We start from the raw sequence: 16,857 nt of genomic DNA, 5'->3' as shown, positions 1-16,857 counted from the left end.
GGATGGCCTGGGACGAGACGATCTCGGCGTCGTTCCGCGCTCGCCACGAGACGGCGGACGCCGACGACGCGGCACGCGTGCTCGACTCGCTGGAGCAGACGCGCGTGCGCCTCGACGTGCTGTTTCCCAGAACGGTCGCCGACGTCACGGTCGTCTTCCACAGCTCTCCGCTGCTGCTCGACCTCGCCCATCCGCTCGTGCCGGTCGAGCGGCTGCTGACCGCCCCGGCCGCGCGCCGCTACGTCGTCGGCTCGGCGACCGCGAACACGATCCACGTGCTCGCGCCGAGAGCGCTCGTCCAGCGCGCGTCGAAGGTGCCCGGCTCGCGCGAGATGCTCCAGCGCGCACCCGACGTGCTCTACGCGCGGCTCGTCGTCGGCATGAACAACCGCCGCCTGCCGCCGCCGTCGACCCCGCCGCTGGTTCTCCATCGCCTGCGCTGGGCGTGGCTGGTGGAGGGCGCGGCGCGCTACTTCGCCGGCCAGGTCGAGCACGCGCGGCCCGCGATCGCGCGGCGGCTGCGCGAGGGCGGCCGGCCGGCGTTCCCGCCGAGCCTGCGCGACGCCGCGCTGCTCGGCGGCACCGTGCTCGACCTGCTCGCGCGCGAGGAGGGCCCCGAGGCCGCGATGCGGCTCGCCTGCTACCTCGATCCCGACGGTGCCGACAAGGCGCTGCGCGACGCCTTCAGCGGCCGCTCGCTGGTCCACACCGAGGGAGCCTGGCGCTCGCACCTCTCGCGCCTGGCGGCGATCTGAGCGCGCGGCGCTAGCCGACGCTCTCGATCAGGTACGCCGCGCCGGCGACGACGGCGAGCACAAGCAGCATCCAGCCGAGCACCCGCAGCGGGTTCGGCGCGGGACGCGGCGTCGTCAGCAGGTCCGCCTGAAGCAGCACCTCGCGTGCCGCCGGCACGCCCGCGCCTGGGACCATCACGTCGCGCGGGCCCGAGGTGAGGAACTCCGGCACGTCGAAGCCGGCGCTGCGGCGCAGGATGCTGGGGATCCCCTCCTCCAGCAGCAGGCCCTGGATGAACTCGGCCTCTATCTGGTTTCTGGCGCCGACGACGCGCCTGAGGTCGCCGCGCGCGTACTCGGGGTTGACCTTGCCGGCGATGTCGTCGGACGGCAGGGTCATGGCGCCCTATTCGACCCTGAGCTCCGCTTCGCTGACCTGGCCGTCGACGATGCGCCAGGCGCGCACCTCGGGCTCGGCGTTCGCGATCCCGACGATCAGGTAGAGCGAGTCGGGATAGAAGGCGAGGTTGATGTCCGTCTGCGACGGCTCGGGCGCGGTGCGCGTGTGCGAGTGGTAGATCGCGCCGAGGTCGTGGCCGGCGTCCTCGATCGCGTCGAGGATCTCCAGCTGCTGCTTGCCGTCGATCTCATAGCGCAGCGGGCTGGCGGCGGCGTTCTCCGCCGGGTGGATCGTGACTGCGCGGCCGTCGGCCGAGGCCACCATGCCGCAGCACTCGTTCGGTGCCTCGGCGCGGGCGTGGGCGATCAGCTGGTCGTAGAGCTCGCGGGCGATCTGCATCGCCCGCGAATCTACCAGTACGTCGGAGCGCTCAGCTAGGCGACGTCGCTCTTGCGGTCGCTGCGGACGGCAGTGAGCTCGCGCTCGTCGTCGTCGTCCTTCGTGACGCCGGAGATCGAGTCCTTGAACTCGCGCATCCCCTTGCCGATCGAGCGGCCGGCCTCAGGCAGCTTCTTCGGGCCGAGGATGATGAGGGCGATGACGAGGACGAGAACGACCTCCATCGGTCCGATCTGAGAGAACATGCCGTCTCTGCTCCTTCGTAGTGGACCACCCGCCGCCGTTGACGCACGACGCGGACGGGCGATGCGGATGGGTTCTGATCATGCTACCCCTGTTGCGCACGCGACGCGAGCGCGGATCACGGGAACGGCGCGTCGCCCCGTTCGAACGCGTCCGGCACCGTCAGCGCGACGTCGTCCGACAGCAGGCCGCGCAGCACGGTCGCGTGCTGTCCCTCCGCCGCCATCACCTGCGTCGCGATCTCCAGCAGTCTCGGGTCCTGGAGCGCGCCGACGGCGTCCAGGTAGCGGGCGATCTGCGCGTTCTCCAGCTCGATCGCGAAGCGCCCGACCTCGGCCGGCGTGCGCAGCCGGTCGAGCGAGTGCTCGAGGCCGGCGGTCGTCCGCGCTCTCGTCAGCTCCGCGCGGTCGGCCGGCGGCGGCGCGACTCTGCCGCCGAGCGCGTCGAGCGTGCTGGCGAGCAGCTCGACGTGTTGGCGCTCCTGCCGCCGGAAGCGCCGCAGGACCTCCATCATCCGCGGCGGCAGCGGGCTCTCGGGCGTGCCGCCGCCCAGCGCGGCGCCGTAGCTCTCGACCGCGACCTGTTCGAGCGCGAGCGCCTGCGCGACGATCGTCTCGTCACTCACGGCAGTCCCGTCACGAACGCGCTCGGGACCGGCCAGCGGCGCATCTGCTCGCGCACGACGGCGAGGTGCTCGGCGTCGTTGGTGACGATCGACGCGACCGTCTGGCGCACGTCCGGCTCGGTCAGCCGCGGCACGATCTCGACGTAGGCGGCGATCGACTCGCGCTCGACGTCCTGCAGCAGCCGCAGCACGTCGGCGGCTCTGTCCGGTCTGCCGAAGTCGTAGCTGGGCCGCGGGTCTTCGGGCGTCGCGCCGAGCGCGTCGATCAGTCCGCGCAGGCGCGCGGCGTGGCGTCTCTCCTGCACGAGGAAGCGCTCGGCGGCGGCGAGCGTCTTGCCCTCCAGCAGCGGCGCGCCGGCGTTGTAGGCGGCGATCGCCGTGTACTCGGTCGCGAGCGCGCGGTTGAGCAGGTCGGCATCGCCGGCGGCGCTGTCGGGCGGCTCGGTCGCGACGGTGCCGAGGCCCTCGGGGCCGGCCGTCCCGTCGTCGCCGTTGCCGCCGCAACCGGCGAGCGCGCCGCCGAGCAGAGGGACGGACAGCAGCCCGGCGCCGGCCTGGCGCAGAAAGGTCCTTCGCGTCGGGTCGTCTACCACCAGACGGTCGAGTCGAGATTCTCGATCTCGTCGACCGGCCGGGTGTAGATCCCGGAGGAGAGGTACTTCCAGCCGTCGTCGCAGACGATGAAGACGATGTTGCCCTCGTCCAGCTCGTTCGCGATGCGGACCGCCACGCGCGCGATCGCGCCGGACGACACGCCGGCGAAGATGCCCTCTTCGTCGAGCAGTTTGCGCGTCCAGATGATCGCGTCGCGGTTGGTGACGAAGATCTTCCGGTCGAGCAGCGAGAGGTCGATGATCGGCGGGATGAAGCCGTCGTCGAGCGAGCGCAGGCCCTGGACCGGCTCGCCCTGCATCGGCTCGGCGGCGACGATCTTGACGGCGTCGCCGAGCTCCTCCTTGAAGCGGCGGGCGTTGCCCATCAGCGTCCCGCCGGTGCCGAGGCCGGCGACGAAGGCGCTGATCTCGTCCAGCTCCTCGAGGATCTCAAGCGCCGTGCCGTTGTAGTGCGCGTTCGGATTCGCCTCGTTGCCGTACTGGTACGGCATGTAGTACGACGAGTCCGCGGCGGCCATCTCGAGCGCCAGCTCGACGGCGCCGTTGGAGCCCTTCGTGCCGTCCGAGTAGACGATCTCGGCGCCGTACATCTGCAGCAGCTGCGTGCGCTCCGGCGTCACGTTGTCGGGCATCACGACCTTGAGTCTGTAGCCCTTGCGCTTGCAGATCATCGCGAGCGAGATGCCGGTGTTGCCGGAGGTCGGCTCGAGGATCGTCTGGCCGGGCCTGATCGCCCCTCTCGCCTCGGCGTCCTCGATCAGCGACCGCGCGACGCGGTCCTTCACGGAGCCGGTCGGGTTGCTCGACTCGAGCTTCGCCCAGATGCGCACGCCGGGCTTCGGCGAGAGGCGCTTGAGCTCGACGAGCGGCGTGTTGCCGATCGCCTGGACGATGTCGCCGTAGCGACCGCCGCAGGGCTTGTTCTCGAGGCGTTCAGTGGCCATTACTTCACGAAGTGTAGCTGGGCTGCGCAAGGCGATCCGGGCACAACCGCGCCCGGACCGCGAAGCGGATGCGACCTCAGCGGCCCCCGGCCATCGCCGGCAGGATGACGAGCGTGTCGCCCTCGCCGACGACCGTCTGCAGGCCGTCGAGCACGCGTACGTCCTCGTCGTTGAGGTAGACGTTGACGTAGCGGTTCAGCTCGCCCTCGGCGGAGAACAGCTGCGACTGCGTCTGCGGGTGGTCGGTCGCGAGCGACTTCAGCACCTCGCCGACGTTCGAGCCGTCGGCGCTGACGGTCTTCTCGCCGCCGACGGACGGACGGAGGACAGGTGGGATCTTCACGGTTGCCATAGTCAGCAGACCCTAACCGGCCGCGGCGCAGAACGCCTCGTAATCGGGGAACACGCCCATCTCCTCGTCGGTGATCGACTCGGGGTCGCGCGAGCAGACGGGGCACTCCGGGTCGCGGCGGACCTTCAGCTCGGTGAACGTCGCGCCGAGCGCCTCGTACAGCAGCAGGCGGCCGATCAGCGGCTCGCCCTCGTCGAGGATCAGCTTGACGACCTCGGTCGCCTGCAGCAGGCCCATCGTCCCCGGCAGCACGCCGAGCACGCCGTTGGCGCCGCAGGAGGGCGCCAGCTCGGCCGGCGGCGGCGTCGGGTAGAGGCAGCGGTAGCAGGGGCCGTCGTAGGGCTTGAAGACCGACAGCTGGCCGTCGAAGCCGAGGATCGACGCCGACACGACCGGGATCTGGAGGCGCACCGAGGCGTCGTTGATCAGGTAGCGCGTCGGGAAGTTGTCGAGGCCGTCGACGATCACGTCGTAGCCCTCGATGATCTCCATCACGTTGGAGGCGTCGAGCCGCACCGGGTACTTGACGACTCTGACGTCGGAGTTGAGGTTCGCGATCGTCGCCTCGGCCGAGTCGACCTTCGGCTCGCCGACGCGGTCCTGCGTGTGGATCACCTGGCGCTGGAGGTTCGACAGGTCGACGGTGTCGTTGTCGACGATGCCGAGCGTGCCGACGCCGGCCGCCGCGAGGTAGAGCGCTGTCGGCGCCCCGAGGCCGCCGGCGCCGAGCAGCAGGACTCTCGCGTCGAGCAGCTTCAGCTGGCCCTCGGTGCCGACCTCGGGCATCAGGATGTGGCGGGAGTAGCGGTCACGCTGCTCGGCCGTCAGCGTGCGCGGGACGTCGACCTCGTAGCCGCGGTCCTTCCACAGCGCGATCCCGCCGGTCATCGACGAGACATCGGTGTAGCCGAGGTCCTCCGCGAGCGTGCGCGCAGCGTACGCGGAGCGGTTGCCGGAGGCGCAGTAGAGGACCAGGTGCGCGTCGCGATCGGGCACGACGCCTTCGATGCGGGACTCGAGGTAGGCGCGCGGCACGTGCTTGGCGCCCGGGATGTGACCGACGGAGAACTCCTCGGCCTCACGCACGTCCACGATGACGGCCCCGTTGCCGAGCTGCTCGTGGACGGCAGCGGGATCCACTTCCTGGATCTGGCTCTTGATCTTGCGGAGCAGCTCCGCACCGGACGGGCTCATCGAGAAATCTCCTCAAACTGGGTCAGGTTTCGTCACTTCAGAAAGGATAGCGGCCGGATACATTGTCCGGGTCGTGCCTGCCCGCCTCCGCCTCACAGCGATCGTCGTCGTCGCGCTGCTCGTCGCCGGACTCGGCGGCGCGGTGCTGTTCGGCGGCTCCGGCGGCGAGGCCTCAGACGGCGACGGCGCGGACCCGACGGGCTTCCACGGCGCCGTCCGCCCACCCGGGGCGAGAGCGGCCGACTTCAGCCTCAGAGACCAGGACGGCAAGCTCGCGACGATGCGCGAGTACCGCGGCTCAGACGTCGTCGTGACGTTCCTCTACGCGAACTGCGACGACACCTGCCCGCTGACCGCGCAGCAGATCCGCGGCGCGCTCGACGAGCTGGGCGAGGACGTGCCGGTGCTCGCGATCAGCGTCGACCCGCCCGGCGACACGCCGTTCCACGTCGACCGCTTCCTCGTCAAGCAGAAGATGAACGGGCGGATGCGGTTCCTGACCGGCAACCGCGCCGAGCTGGAGCCCGTCTGGAAGGCCTACGGCATCCAGCCGCAGGGCGAGGGCTTCGAGCACTCCGCCTCGACCGTCGTGATCGACGACAGAGGCGTGCAGCGGATCGGCTTCATGACCGACCAGCTGACGCCGGACGGGCTCGCGCACGATCTGCGCAAGCTCGCCGGCGACAGCTAGACCGCGGTCAGCTCAGCTGCACTTCGCGGCCGGCGACGTCGCCGTCAGCGGCCCGTCGATGAACGGCGCGGCCTGGTCGAAGACGAAGTCCGCCTTGAACGGCCAGCCGCCTCTGGGGCAGCTCGTCGTCTCGACGTAGTTGACCTTCGTCGACTTGCCGCCTCTCTTCACCGTCGTCTGCGACTGCACCTTGACGTTGAAGAAGACGAGCGGCGCGTAGACGCCGTCGAGCACCTCACGCAGCTCCTGCGGGAGCGTGACGGAGAGCTTGTAGCCGTACTGGCCCGATGCCTTCGTCAGCTTGCCGGTGATCGGGGCGGCGATCTGGAGCGGGTTCGTGCCCTTGACGAACAGCTGGAGCGTGTTGCCGGGGCTGTTGACGGCCGTGACCGTCAGCGACTCCGGGACTCTCTGGCCGCTCAGGAAGCCGATCGCGCGGGCCTTGCCCTTGCCGACGATCGAGCCCTTCGGGCACTTCGACAGGCTGCGCGTCGCGTTGATCGTCTTCAGCGAGCAGGTCGGGAACGCTCTGTTGTTGAACTCGATGCCCTTGCCGAAGAAGACGTCGACGCTCTTCGTCGTCGCGGGCGTCTCCGTCGGGCTCTGGATCGTGACGTCGATCGCAGCGGCCTTCGGCTTCTGCTTGGTCCCGGCCTTGGACGGCGAGATGCCGACCTTCAGCTCCTGGACCATGTCGACGGAGACGGGATCCGCAGCCTGTGCCGAGGCTGCGGAGACGCCGAAAACTGCCAGCGAGACCCCTGCAAGGGTCCGCCAACGGGGAAACGACATGCATCCTCCTCTTGACGATGCGTGATGCGGATGGGAAGGAACAATCTATGCAGAAACCCTTCCCCGGTGCCAGGGATTCGCATGCTCCGGACGCCTGTCCCGGATTCATACTTTCGGGAGCGGCGCGTCAGTTGGCGCGCGAGCCGTCGGCGGCCGCTCTTCTGGCCGCGTCGCGCCGCCGCTGGCGGACCGTGCTGACGACGAGGGCGCCCGCCAGCAGCAGCGCCGGCGCGGCATAGATGAGCGACACCGCCCAGTGGCCGACGTGCGCGAAGACGGTCATCGGTTCGCCGCCGAGATCAGCCACAGCGCAAGGCATGTGAAGGCGACCATCACGCCCAGCATCCACAGCTGGGAGCGGATCGCGGAGCGGCCGCCGCGGAAGATCGCGAGCGCGCGATCGTGAGCGAGGACGAGGGCGCCGACGTGGCCGAGGAGAATCACGATGATCTGGAGATACCAGATCCCGGTCGCGCTGATCACCGTGTAGTCGATCGTCCAATTTGCGGTGCCAAGCAGATCCGAGCCGTCGCCGAGCGGGTCCGACAGCAGGAATCCGACCGCCTGGCCCTGGTAGATCAGCAGCGAGACGTAGTGCGCGAGGGCGTATGCGGCCGCGATCGGGACGAGCGTGTGGACGAAGCTGCGCGCCAGCTCGCCGGCGGAGCGCTCGCGATCGACCGTCCGCATCCCCTCGATCCCGATCCGGTAGACGAGCGCGGCCAGGCCGAAGCAGGCCAGCAGCCCGACCGTGAACGCCGCCTCGCCCGCCGCGGTCGCGCCGAGACCGAGATCGGCGAAGAGCGACTGCACGTCGGGCGCGATCCCCGTCCACAGCGGTCCCTCCGAGGCGCCGTCGAACGTCGTCGAGCCGATCATCACGCACAGCAGCGCGACCGTCCCCGGCAGCACCTCCATCCCCGGCAGGCCGTCGAGCGGGCGGCGGCCGTAGAGGACCCCGTCGCGGCGGGTGAACGGCGCGATCTTCGCGAACAGGCCGAAGAAGACGGCGAAGCCGTCGCCGCGGCGGCTCCACACCTCGATCCCCCAGACGCTCATGCCGACCAGCTGGACCGCCGCGTAGACGAGCGCGAGCAGCGCGAGCAGCCGCGGGTCCTCGCGATCGACCGAGACCAGCTCCAGCCACGCGAACGCCGCGATCGTGACGACCGCCGGCCAGTGCCCGAGCCGGCGCGGGTAGGCGAGCGGCTCCGGCAGCTCGGCGGCGCCTGCGCCCGCGCCTCGCGCGCGGCCGACGATCCACGCGACCGCACGGGCGAACGCCCGCCACGGGCTGAGGACGCGGAAGACGTCGCCGAACAGCAGCGAGGCGACGACGAGCCCGACCCAGAAGACGACGTAGACGAACGTCGGCGTGAGGTTCGCGGTCGGGACCTCGGTGCCGGCGAGGCCGCTCACGACGACGAGCGCGAAGACGGCGATCCCGAGCGCGCCACCGGCGACGTCGACCCACGTCCCGAGCGGGATCAGCCGGCGCTCGCGCGGCCGCTGCAGGCGCGGCGACGGCCACAGCAGCCCGAGCGCGGCGAAGGAGACGATCAACACGACCGCCGCCGCCCAGCCGAACAGCCACACGGGCACGGGCAGGTCGACCTTGCCGACGAGGCCGTGGGCGGCTGCTGGGGCGGGCGGCGCCGCGGCGAGCGCGACGACGGCGAGCGCGGCGGGCAGCCCGATGCGGCGATGACGGGTCATGACGTGATCGGGTGAGGTCCGGCGGCCGCGGGGCCGGCCGGCGAAGCCGACGATTGTACGCGTCGCTACCCTTCCGCCCCGATGCGCGCACCCGCCGAAGCCGAGATCCTCGCCCCGTCGTTCCCCGGCATGTCCAGATGGGTCAACGTCGCGATGCTGCGGATGGACAAGCAGCTCGGGCGCCCGGTGCTCGTCGAGTTCTGGGACTTCTGCCGCGTCAACTCGCTGCGCACGCTGCCCTACATGCAGGAATGGCACGAGCGCTACGCGGACGCCGGGCTGCGCGTCGTCGGCATCCACACGCCCGGCTTCGAGGCCTCGCGCGACGTCGACGCCGTCAAGGCGGCGGTCGCGCGGCTCGAGATCTCCTACCCGGTGCTGATCGACAACGAGCTGAAGGCGTGGGACGCCTACGGGATCGAGGGCTGGCCGAGCCGCTACCTGTGGAACCAGGAGAGCAGGCTGTTCGAGTTCCACTTCGGCGAGGGCGGCTACGCCGAGACCGAGCTGGCGATCCAGGAGCTGCTCGGGATCGAGCGCGAGCCGGTCGCGCCGGTTCGCCCCGAGGACGAGCCGGGGATCCTGCTGCCGGCCCAGACCGCCGACCAGCCCGGCGCGTGGTCGGGCCCGTACGAGGCCGGCGGCGTGTGGGCGGTGCTGAGCGGCAGCGGCAGCGTGCGCGCGAACGGCGAGCCGATCGAGGTGACGCACCCCGGCTGCTATCCGCTCGTCGAGCACCCGCACCACACGACGGGCGTGCTCGAGCTGGAGGTCGGCGACGGCGTCGTCTGCGAGGCCGTCTGCTTCACGCCCGGCGTCGCGCCGGCCTAGCCCGCCAGCTCGTCCCACGAGCGGTCGGCGAGCAGCCCCAGCAGCCGCGGCGGACCGTCCTCCCCCACCAGCACCGCGCCACCGGGCCAGTACGGACTCTCGTTCGGCGTGCGGCTGAGGAAGTGGCGCTCGAAGACCCACGTGCCGCTGTTGTGCAGCTGCACGCCGCCCGGAGCGGTCCAGACCTCGCGGTCGTCGCCGGGCCGCGGGCCCGCGCGATGCGTGTGACCGAAGACGACGTGTCTGGCCGGGACCGCCAGCGCCGTCGTCGCGGCCGCCATCGCACGCGCGCCCGCGATGCCGAGCGCGGGCCCTGAGACGTCCGCCCTGACCGGCCCCAGGCCGGCGCGGTTGACCGCCGCGATCCCGAGCGGGAAGAGCGCGGCGAGCGCGCGGCGCCGCAGCGGGCGGTGGCCGTCGCCGGCGAGCGTGCGCCAGACGCGCACCGAGACGCCCTGCGTGCCGCGCGCCGCGGGCGAGTCGCCGTCGGCCTGCTGCGCGAGCGCGTAGGACCACGCGTAGATCGGCGCCAGAGCGGTCTCGTAGTCGTCGGGTGTCGCGCCATGCGCGGCGGGCCGGCCGACGATCCGTCCCATCACGCCCGCGCTGAGCCGCTCGAACGTCGGCACCGTCGTATGGCGGTCGAGGTAGTGGCCGTGCGTCGCGTAGACGTCGTCGCGCAGCCAGAGGCCGGGATACGCGAGCGACAGGCGCGCCGGCGCGAGCCACTCCGCGACGGTCGCCGCAACGTCGCCGGGCGCCCACGTCGCGCGCTGCTCCAGCTCCAGCGGCGGCGGGCGCTCGTCGCGCCGGCGCCGCTCCAGCCACGGCTCGACGAGCTGGTGGTCGTGGTTGCCGGGCACGATCACGACCTCGCCGCCGTCGCCGAGCGCGGCGCCGAGCGCCTCGAAGAACGGCCGCGCCGCCGCGAGCGCGTCACGCAGCGGCCCTTGTCGCAGCTCGATCGCGTCGCCGAGCAGGACGACGCGGTCGATCCCGTCGAGCGCGGCGAACAGCGGCTCGCGCAGCTCAGGTCGGCGCAGCAGGTCGGTGCCCCAGCGGGCGCCGAGGTGGAGGTCGGAGATGAGGAGGGTGGCCACGGCCGCGGGCGCTCGCGGTCCCGGCGCGCGCGTTACGCCGACTGCGCCGCCAACGCCTGGCGGATCGGCTTCGGCAGCATGAAGCGGACGTCCTCCTGGACGACCTCCAGCTCCTCGACCGACTCGGTGCCGCGCGCTCTGAAGAACGCGACGAGGCGCTGCACCAGCTCCTCCGGCGCGCTCGCGCCCGAGGTGATGCCGACGACGCGGCGCCCCTCCAGCCACGTCTCGTCGACCTGACCCTCGTGGTCGATCAGGTACGAGTCGGTCCCCAGCTCGCGCGTGACGTCGACGAGCCGTTGCGAGTTCGACGAGTTCTGCGAGCCGATCACGAGCACGAGGTCGCACGCTCTCGCGAGCTGCTTGACCGCGAGCTGGCGGTTGGTCGTGGCGTAGCAGATGTCGTCGGTGCGGGGACCGGTGATGTTGGGGAACTTCTCGCGCAGGCGGGCGATGATCGCGCGCGTCTCGTCGACCGACAGCGTCGTCTGCGAGATGTACGCGACGCGGTCCGGGTCGCCGATCTCGAGCGCGTCGACGTCGTCCTCGGTCTCGACGAGCACGATGTGGTCGGGCGCCTCGCCCATCGTGCCCTCGACCTCCTCGTGGCCCGCGTGGCCGATCAGGACGATCGTGTAGTCGTCGGCGGCGAATCTGACCGCCTCGCGGTGGACCTTGGTCACGAGCGGGCAGGTCGCGTCGATCGTGTTGAGGCCGCGCTTGGCGGAGTTCTCGTGCACGCTCGGCGCGACGCCGTGGGCGGAGAAGACGACCGTCGAGCCCTCCGGCACCTCGGTCTCGTCCTCGACGAAGATCGCACCGCGCGAGCGCAGCTGCTCGACGACGTGCTTGTTGTGGACGATCTCCTTGCGCACGTAGACCGGCGCGCCGTGGAAGTCGAGCGCGCGCTCGACGGTCTGGACGGCGCGGTCGACGCCGGCGCAGTAGCCGCGCGGCGAGGCGAGGAGGATCTTTTCCGGGGCGGGACGCATGTGGCTCGACACAGCATAGGCGACCCTCTACGGTCTTCACGTGGCGATGGTGCGAAACGACAGCGGGGGACTCTCGCCGAAGCAGGAGAAGTCCGGTACCGGCAAGGTCGTCGAGCTGGTCGGCATCGTCGTCTTCGCGCTCCTGCTCGCCTTCCTGATCCAGCTGTTCCTGGTGAAGACCTACAGGATCCCGAGCGGCTCGATGGAGCCGACGCTCGACATCGGCCAGCGCGTGCTCGTCAACCGCGTCGGCATGAACTTCGGCGACCCGTCCGTCGGCGACATCGTCGTCTTCCACCCGCCGGCCGGCGCGGACGTCCAGCCGGCCCGCTGCGGGGCGCTCGACGAGGGCAACGGCAGCCAGCGCGCCTGCTCGACGGCGACGCCGGAGGAGTCCGACCAGACGTTCATCAAGCGCGTCGTCGGCGTCGGCGGCGACCGCATCTCGATACGCGGCGGGCACGTCGTCCGCAACGGCAGACTCCAGAGAGAGTCGTTCATCAACGCCTGCGGCAACGGCTTCGGCTGCGACTTCCCGGCGGCGATCACCGTGCCGGAGGGCAGCTTCTACATGATGGGCGACAACCGCGGCGCGTCCGACGACAGCCGCTACTGGGGGCCGGTCCCGAAGGACTGGCTGATCGGCACCGCGTTCGCGACCTACTGGCCGCCGAAGCGGATCGGCGTCTTCTAGCGCACGCGGTCGAGGCCCGCGGCGGCGCCGGGCCGGCGCAGCAGCTCCACGAGCGCCTCGCCGGTCGCGTCGAGGCTGCGCACGTCGATCTGGTCGAGTCTGTCGCAGACGTCGTGGAAGCAGGCGTAGCCGAGCTCGATCAAGTCGATCGCGGGCACGCCGGCGCGGGTGAACGGCGTGTGGTCGTCGTACACCTCGCCGGCGTCGTCGTCAGGGAAGACGCTCGCGACGCCGGCGCGCGCGCCCGCCGCGCGCAGGCGCTCCCACAGCTGCTCGTGCGAACCGGCCTCTCGCGCCAGTCGCACTCCGCGGTGCCCGACGAAGTCGACGACGACGACAGCGTCGAGGTCCTTCGCGTGGCGCCGCGCGTACGCCTTGCTGCCGCGCAGCCCCGTCGCGTAGAAGTCCTTCGCGTCGTCGGGCGACTCCTCGCCGTCGAACAGGACGAAGCGGATCTCGCGCGCGCCGGCCGCGCCGCCGCTGCCGCCGCCGGCGCGCCGCTCGCGCAGCAGCGCCCGCGCCAGCTCCAGCACGACGGCGGTCCCGGCGCCGCCGTCGTTGGCGCCGACGAAGCCGTCGATCAGCTTGGTGTCGTAGTGCGCTCCGACGACGATCGCCGGCACCTCGCCGGGCAGCACGCCGACGACGTTGCGCAGACCGCCCGGCGCCGCCTCGAAGCGACCCGCCGGCAGCTGCCGGCGCAGCCAGTCGCCGAGTCTGCGCGAGGCGGGCGAGCCGGCCGGCCGCGGGCCGCGCGCAACCTGCGCGGCGACGTCGGCGTATGCGCGTCCACCGTCGAAGCGGTCGACGCGCGCCACCGGCGCGCGCTCGCGCACGCTGCCGCCCCCGCCCGTGTTGGCGAGGACGATCGCCACGCCGATCCCGATCGCGCCGCAGAGGAAGACGGGAACGAGCGCCCACGCCACCAATCCGCGCATCGCCATCGGGACAGCTTCGCACGGCGCGGGCACGCGGCGCGTGTGGGGATGCAATCGAACGCGCATGCTCGCATCGACGGGCCTGCGGTAATACGCTTGAAATTCCGGACCACTGAAAAGCTGCTGGGGGCGAGAACGCGTGGCGCAGGAACACCTCGACCGACTGACCGCCGTTGATGCGTCGTTCCTCCACCAGGAGGACGCGGCGTCGCACATGCACATCGGCGCGGTCACGATCTTCGAGGGTCCGCCGCCGCCGTTCGCCGCGGTGCTCGACCACATCCGCAGCCGGCTCAGCTTCGTGCCGCGCTACCGGCAGAAGCTCGCGTACCCGCCGCTCGACAGCGGCCGGCCGCTGTGGGTCGACGACCCGACGTTCAACCTCGAGTACCACGTCCGCCACAGCGCGCTGCCGGCGCCCGGCACCGAGCAGCAGCTCTACCGCCTTGCCGCGCGGATCGGCTCCCAGCAGCTCGACCGCTCCAAGCCGCTGTGGGAGTGCTGGTTCGTCGAGGGGCTGGAGCGCAACCGCTTCGCGCTGATCTTCAAGACCCACCACGCGCTCGTCGACGGCGTCTCGGGCGTCGACCTCGCGACGGTCCTGTTCGACCTCCAGCCGGTCCCGCCGAGACCCGAGCAGGAGCAGGAGCCGTGGCAGCCGCGGCCCGAGCCGACGAGCGCGGAGCTGGTCGCGGCCGGCGTCGCCGGGCTCGCGAAGACGGCGATCGACGTCGCGAGCAAGGCGATCGGCGCCGCGACCAACCCGAGCGGGGCGGTCGAAGCGCTGAGGGAAGCCGCGGAGGGCATAGGCGAGATCGTCTGGGCGGGCTTGAACCCGGCGCCCGACACGCCGCTGAACGTGCCGATCGGCCCGCACCGCCGCTACGCGATCGTGCGCAACCAGCTCGAGGACTTCCGCTACGTCAAGAAGGTGCTCGGCGGCACCGTCAACGACATCGTCCTCGCGACCGTCTCCGGCTCGCTCGGCAGATGGCTGCGCTCGCGCGGCGTCCGCACCGAGGGGCTGGAGCTGCGCGCGCTCGTGCCGGTCTCGATCCGCGCGCAGGACCAGAGACATCAGCTCGGCAACCAGATCGTGCTGATGCGCGGCCCGCTGCCCGTTTACATCAGGGACCCGGTCGCGCGGCTGCGCTTCGTCAAGGAGGCGATGGACGGGCTGAAGGAGTCCAAGCAGGCGGTCGGCGCGAAGGTGCTCGCCGACGTGCAGCAGCTGGCGCCGCCGACGATCCTCGCGCAGGCGTCGCGGATCCAGTTCTCGACGCGGCTGTTCAACCTCATCACGACGAACGTCCCCGGTCCGCAGTTCCCGCTCTACGTCCTCGGCCGCGAGCTGCAGGACCTCTTCCCGATCGCCTTCCTGCCGAAGAACCACGGCCTCGCGATCGCGATCATGTCCTACAACGGCAACGTCAACTTCGGCCTGCTCGGCGACTACGACGCGCTGCCCGACATCGACATGATCGCCGACGGGATCGCGGACGGGCTCGCGGAGCTCAAGCGCGTCGCGAAGGCGAAGGAGGCGCGTATCGCCGGCGCCCGCGCCGCTGTCGGCGCCGCGACCGAGCCGCCGCCGGCGCCGCCGAGAGCGAGAGCGAGACGCAGACGGCCGCCGACGCGCACGCCGAGAGCTCCGGCGACCGCGGCCGCCGTGCCCGCGCCCGCGCCGCGCCAGGACGCGGGCGACGACGCCGTGCCGAGCGCGTCCGGCGAGCCGCAGCTGCTGCCGCGCGGGCCGGTCTCGCGTCCTGACGGCCCGGGCGCCGCGATGCGCGCGCGCCGGCGCCGCTCGTCGTCGCCCAACGGCACCGCGCCGAACGGCCGCCGCGACTCGTAGCGGCGCGTTGCGTGGCTCCGAGCGGAGTGCGCGCCCTAGCTCGGCGCGCGCACGACGGCGTCGGCGCGCGCCGGCCGTCGTTCCTCGTTGCCGGCGCGGTCCCGCGCGAGCGTGAAGAAGGCGTAGCGCGCGCCGGGGTCGCCGCGGAACGTCGTCGTCTGCTGGCCGGCGCGCAGCGTGCGCCGCTGCACGCGGCGATCCGGCAGCCGCACCGCGACGACCTCCACCGTTCTGACGCCGCTGGCGAGCACGCCCTCAGGTGCGGGGTCGTTCGCCGTCCAGCGCAGGCTGACCGTGCCGGCGCGCGCGCCCGGCGCCGCCGACAGCTGCGAGACCGGTCGCCCACGGTCGATCGTGCGGGCGCTCGCCAGCGCCCGTCCCGCGTCGAGGATGCCCCAGCCGAGGTCGGCGCTCCAGCCCGCACCGGCGGGGCGGCTGGCGGTGCGCTTGAGCAGCCGCACGACCTCGCGGCCGGGCAGGTCGGGGTTCAGCGTCCGCACCAGCGCGGCCGCCGCGGCGACCTGCGGCGCCGCCATCGACGTGCCCGCGAGGTAGCCGTAGCGCGTGTCGCCGCCGACGCTGGTGCGGCAGCCGCACGGCCGCGTGCCCTGCTCGAAGCGCGTCAGCCCGCTCGGGAAGGCGCCGACGATGCCGGGCGGCGCCGAGCCGGCGATGCCGGCCGCGCCGTACGCGGCGAGCGAGATCTGCGAGCCGAAACCGGCGAACGACGCCCGCTCGTCGGCGTAGGTCGCCGCCGTCACGCTCAGCCCCACGCCGGCGTCGAGGTCCGGCCCGGTGCCGGTCGGCTGCAGCAGGTTCGACGGGTCGCCCTGCTCTCTGACCGGCTCGTCGGCGGCGGCCGCGACGAGCACGACGTCGCGGTGGGCGGCGTAGCGGACGGCGCGCTTGATCGCGACGCTCGCCGGCCGCGTCCCGTCGGCGCCGAAGCTCATGTTGATCGCGTGGACGCCGCGATCGGTCGCGTCGACGATCGACGCCGCGATGCTCGCGTCGCTGAGGTCGGTCTTCTCGATCACGAGCCGGCAGTCGTGGCCGGCGCCCGCGATCCCGATGCCGTTGCCAGTCGCGGCGCAGGCGAGCGAGGCGACGTGCGTCCCATGGCCCTCCTCGTCGACGCCAGCGGGTCCTCTGAGGCCCGCGGGCTGCTGCTGGTCGACAAGCTGCGCGAGCTTCCCCTGGAGGTCAGGATGGCTCGCGTCGACGCCGGTGTCGATCACGCCGACGAGCGCCGTCGCGCCCTTCGTCACGTCCCATGCGCCGGGGAAGCCCTCGCGCTGCGGCGTCCACTGCTGCGGCGTGCCGGACGGGAGCTGCGACGTCAACGTGCCGGCGACCGGATCGGTCGTCGCGAGCGCGGGATCGTTCGGCAGCGCGCGCAGGCGCATGCGCCGCTCGGTCTCGACGTGCGTGACGCCGGGTCGTGCCGCGATCCGACGTGCGGCGTGGGCGAGCGACTCGCCGCGGCGCGGACGCACGGTGACGAGGCCGATCTGCGGCACGTCGGGTCCCGCGCGCCGTTCGCCGGCTGCCGCCGCGCCGGCGCGGACCGCGGCCGCGGCGCCGGGCTCGCCGAGCACGACGAGACGGCCGGTCGGCGCGGCGTTCGCGGGGCCTGCGGACGCTGCGAGCACGAGCCCCGCGACGACCGTCGGCAGCACGCGGCGGACCATCATCCGAGCATAGTGCGCACGCGCGTGCCGCCCGCCATACGCGGCGGGTGCG

20 protein-coding genes are annotated in these 16,857 nt (G+C 72.2%); 5 read left to right on the top strand and 15 right to left on the bottom strand.

Annotation, left to right across the window (positions count from 1 at the left end; all coding sequences use genetic code 11):
* The first annotated feature begins 2 nt into the window (after window positions 1–2).
* The gene (locus CWOE_RS09235; protein WP_012933329.1) at window positions 3–755 is read left to right on the top strand and encodes a hypothetical protein; all 753 of its coding nucleotides are present in this window, start codon (window positions 3–5) and stop codon (window positions 753–755) included.
* 10 nt (window positions 756–765) lie between these two features.
* Here the strand turns inward: CWOE_RS09235 and CWOE_RS09230 are convergent, their stop codons facing one another.
* From CWOE_RS09230 to moeB, 8 genes are all read right to left on the bottom strand, one after another.
* The gene (locus CWOE_RS09230; protein ID WP_012933328.1) at window positions 766–1,134 is read right to left on the bottom strand and encodes a putative signal transducing protein; all 369 of its coding nucleotides are present in this window, start codon (window positions 1,132–1,134) and stop codon (window positions 766–768) included.
* A gap of 6 nt (window positions 1,135–1,140) precedes the next feature.
* Window positions 1,141–1,533 carry a Mov34/MPN/PAD-1 family protein gene (locus CWOE_RS09225; RefSeq protein WP_012933327.1) on the bottom strand — a complete coding sequence of 131 codons (393 nt, stop codon included), beginning with the start codon at window positions 1,531–1,533 and terminating at the stop codon, window positions 1,141–1,143.
* Between the two features lie 35 nt (window positions 1,534–1,568).
* Window positions 1,569–1,778 (bottom strand): twin-arginine translocase TatA/TatE family subunit, encoded by a 210-nt coding sequence (locus CWOE_RS09220; RefSeq protein ID WP_012933326.1) that lies wholly within the window; start codon window positions 1,776–1,778, stop codon window positions 1,569–1,571.
* A 116-nt stretch (window positions 1,779–1,894) separates the two neighbouring features.
* A complete protein-coding gene (locus tag CWOE_RS09215) occupies window positions 1,895–2,401 on the bottom strand; it encodes a ferritin-like domain-containing protein (protein ID WP_012933325.1) in 507 nt (168 codons plus the stop codon).
* Entirely contained in the window at window positions 2,398–2,994 is a 597-nt protein-coding gene (locus tag CWOE_RS09210; protein ID WP_012933324.1) for a ferritin-like domain-containing protein, read from the bottom strand. Before CWOE_RS09210 ends, CWOE_RS09215 begins: the two co-directional genes overlap by 4 nt.
* Entirely contained in the window at window positions 2,988–3,959 is a 972-nt protein-coding gene (locus CWOE_RS09205) for a PLP-dependent cysteine synthase family protein (RefSeq protein WP_012933323.1), read from the bottom strand. Before CWOE_RS09205 ends, CWOE_RS09210 begins: the two co-directional genes overlap by 7 nt.
* 76 nt (window positions 3,960–4,035) lie before the next feature.
* Complete coding sequence (locus tag CWOE_RS09200; protein ID WP_012933322.1) at window positions 4,036–4,311, bottom strand: ubiquitin-like small modifier protein 1; 276 nt, start codon at window positions 4,309–4,311, stop codon at window positions 4,036–4,038.
* 12 nt (window positions 4,312–4,323) lie between these two features.
* Window positions 4,324–5,505, bottom strand: a complete 1,182-nt coding sequence (moeB, locus tag CWOE_RS09195; RefSeq protein ID WP_012933321.1) for a molybdopterin-synthase adenylyltransferase MoeB — start codon at window positions 5,503–5,505, stop codon at window positions 4,324–4,326.
* Between the two features lie 73 nt (window positions 5,506–5,578).
* Here moeB and CWOE_RS30505 point away from each other — a divergent pair, with 73 nt between their 5' ends.
* Entirely contained in the window at window positions 5,579–6,196 is a 618-nt protein-coding gene (locus CWOE_RS30505) for an SCO family protein (protein ID WP_012933320.1), read from the top strand.
* 12 nt (window positions 6,197–6,208) lie between these two features.
* Here the strand turns inward: CWOE_RS30505 and CWOE_RS09185 are convergent, their stop codons facing one another.
* From CWOE_RS09185 to CWOE_RS09180, 3 genes are all read right to left on the bottom strand, one after another.
* Window positions 6,209–6,889 carry a hypothetical protein gene (locus CWOE_RS09185; protein ID WP_041730311.1) on the bottom strand — a complete coding sequence of 227 codons (681 nt, stop codon included), beginning with the start codon at window positions 6,887–6,889 and terminating at the stop codon, window positions 6,209–6,211.
* Between the two features lie 226 nt (window positions 6,890–7,115).
* Window positions 7,116–7,271: a hypothetical protein gene (locus tag CWOE_RS33405; protein ID WP_012933318.1), complete on the bottom strand. Its 156-nt coding sequence runs from the start codon at window positions 7,269–7,271 to the stop codon at window positions 7,116–7,118.
* Entirely contained in the window at window positions 7,268–8,704 is a 1,437-nt protein-coding gene (locus CWOE_RS09180) for a hypothetical protein (protein ID WP_012933317.1), read from the bottom strand. Before CWOE_RS09180 ends, CWOE_RS33405 begins: the two co-directional genes overlap by 4 nt.
* Before the next feature lie 81 nt (window positions 8,705–8,785).
* On the opposite strand from CWOE_RS09180, the gene CWOE_RS30500 reads away from it, so the two are divergent.
* Entirely contained in the window at window positions 8,786–9,535 is a 750-nt protein-coding gene (locus CWOE_RS30500) for a redoxin domain-containing protein (RefSeq protein ID WP_012933316.1), read from the top strand.
* Here the strand turns inward: CWOE_RS30500 and CWOE_RS09170 are convergent.
* Together CWOE_RS09170 and CWOE_RS09165 are read right to left on the bottom strand one after the other, a co-directional pair.
* Window positions 9,532–10,635 carry a metallophosphoesterase gene (locus CWOE_RS09170; RefSeq protein WP_012933315.1) on the bottom strand — a complete coding sequence of 368 codons (1,104 nt, stop codon included), beginning with the start codon at window positions 10,633–10,635 and terminating at the stop codon, window positions 9,532–9,534. The genes CWOE_RS30500 and CWOE_RS09170 overlap by 4 nt on opposite strands.
* 32 nt (window positions 10,636–10,667) lie before the next feature.
* On the bottom strand, window positions 10,668–11,627 hold the full coding sequence (locus CWOE_RS09165; protein ID WP_012933314.1) for a 4-hydroxy-3-methylbut-2-enyl diphosphate reductase: 960 nt from the start codon (window positions 11,625–11,627) through the stop codon (window positions 10,668–10,670).
* Window positions 11,628–11,673: 46 nt separating this feature from the next.
* Between CWOE_RS09165 and lepB the strand changes: the two genes are divergently transcribed.
* Window positions 11,674–12,321 carry a signal peptidase I gene (gene lepB / locus CWOE_RS09160; protein WP_012933313.1) on the top strand — a complete coding sequence of 216 codons (648 nt, stop codon included), beginning with the start codon at window positions 11,674–11,676 and terminating at the stop codon, window positions 12,319–12,321.
* On the opposite strand, the gene CWOE_RS09155 is transcribed toward lepB, so the two are convergent.
* Window positions 12,318–13,265: a M28 family metallopeptidase gene (locus CWOE_RS09155; RefSeq protein ID WP_012933312.1), complete on the bottom strand. Its 948-nt coding sequence runs from the start codon at window positions 13,263–13,265 to the stop codon at window positions 12,318–12,320. The genes lepB and CWOE_RS09155 overlap by 4 nt on opposite strands.
* 133 nt (window positions 13,266–13,398) lie before the next feature.
* On the opposite strand from CWOE_RS09155, the gene CWOE_RS09150 reads away from it, so the two are divergent.
* A complete protein-coding gene (locus CWOE_RS09150) occupies window positions 13,399–15,114 on the top strand; it encodes a WS/DGAT/MGAT family O-acyltransferase (protein WP_012933311.1) in 1,716 nt (571 codons plus the stop codon).
* A gap of 35 nt (window positions 15,115–15,149) precedes the next feature.
* On the opposite strand, the gene CWOE_RS09145 is transcribed toward CWOE_RS09150, so the two are convergent.
* The gene (locus CWOE_RS09145) at window positions 15,150–16,805 is read right to left on the bottom strand and encodes a S8 family peptidase (protein WP_160165488.1); all 1,656 of its coding nucleotides are present in this window, start codon (window positions 16,803–16,805) and stop codon (window positions 15,150–15,152) included.
* Window positions 16,806–16,857: the final 52 nt, after the last annotated feature.

The organism is Conexibacter woesei DSM 14684 (assembly GCF_000025265.1).
GTDB lineage: Bacteria > Actinomycetota > Thermoleophilia > Solirubrobacterales > Solirubrobacteraceae > Conexibacter > Conexibacter woesei.
Note: the sequence above shows the minus strand (reverse complement) of the source record. Positions and strands in the feature narration are given on the sequence as shown.

Bases quoted from the DNA above. Each gene is read 5' to 3' on its own strand.
- CWOE_RS09235 (WP_012933329.1), top strand. From the start codon at position 3: ATGGCCTGGGACGAGACGATCTCGGCGTCGTTCCGCGCTCGCCACGAG.
- CWOE_RS09230 (WP_012933328.1), bottom strand. From the start codon at position 1,134: ATGACCCTGCCGTCCGACGACATCGCCGGCAAGGTCAACCCCGAGTAC.
- CWOE_RS09225 (WP_012933327.1), bottom strand. From the start codon at position 1,533: ATGCAGATCGCCCGCGAGCTCTACGACCAGCTGATCGCCCACGCCCGC.
- CWOE_RS09220 (WP_012933326.1), bottom strand. From the start codon at position 1,778: ATGTTCTCTCAGATCGGACCGATGGAGGTCGTTCTCGTCCTCGTCATC.
- CWOE_RS09205 (WP_012933323.1), bottom strand. From the start codon at position 3,959: ATGGCCACTGAACGCCTCGAGAACAAGCCCTGCGGCGGTCGCTACGGC.
- CWOE_RS09200 (WP_012933322.1), bottom strand. From the start codon at position 4,311: ATGGCAACCGTGAAGATCCCACCTGTCCTCCGTCCGTCCGTCGGCGGC.
- moeB (WP_012933321.1), bottom strand. From the start codon at position 5,505: ATGAGCCCGTCCGGTGCGGAGCTGCTCCGCAAGATCAAGAGCCAGATC.
- CWOE_RS09185 (WP_041730311.1), bottom strand. From the start codon at position 6,889: ATGGTCCAGGAGCTGAAGGTCGGCATCTCGCCGTCCAAGGCCGGGACC.
- CWOE_RS33405 (WP_012933318.1), bottom strand. From the start codon at position 7,271: ATGACCGTCTTCGCGCACGTCGGCCACTGGGCGGTGTCGCTCATCTAT.
- CWOE_RS09180 (WP_012933317.1), bottom strand. From the start codon at position 8,704: ATGACCCGTCATCGCCGCATCGGGCTGCCCGCCGCGCTCGCCGTCGTC.
- CWOE_RS30500 (WP_012933316.1), top strand. From the start codon at position 8,786: ATGCGCGCACCCGCCGAAGCCGAGATCCTCGCCCCGTCGTTCCCCGGC.
- CWOE_RS09165 (WP_012933314.1), bottom strand. From the start codon at position 11,627: ATGCGTCCCGCCCCGGAAAAGATCCTCCTCGCCTCGCCGCGCGGCTAC.
- lepB (WP_012933313.1), top strand. From the start codon at position 11,674: ATGGTGCGAAACGACAGCGGGGGACTCTCGCCGAAGCAGGAGAAGTCC.
- CWOE_RS09155 (WP_012933312.1), bottom strand. From the start codon at position 13,265: ATGGCGATGCGCGGATTGGTGGCGTGGGCGCTCGTTCCCGTCTTCCTC.
- CWOE_RS09145 (WP_160165488.1), bottom strand. From the start codon at position 16,805: ATGGTCCGCCGCGTGCTGCCGACGGTCGTCGCGGGGCTCGTGCTCGCA.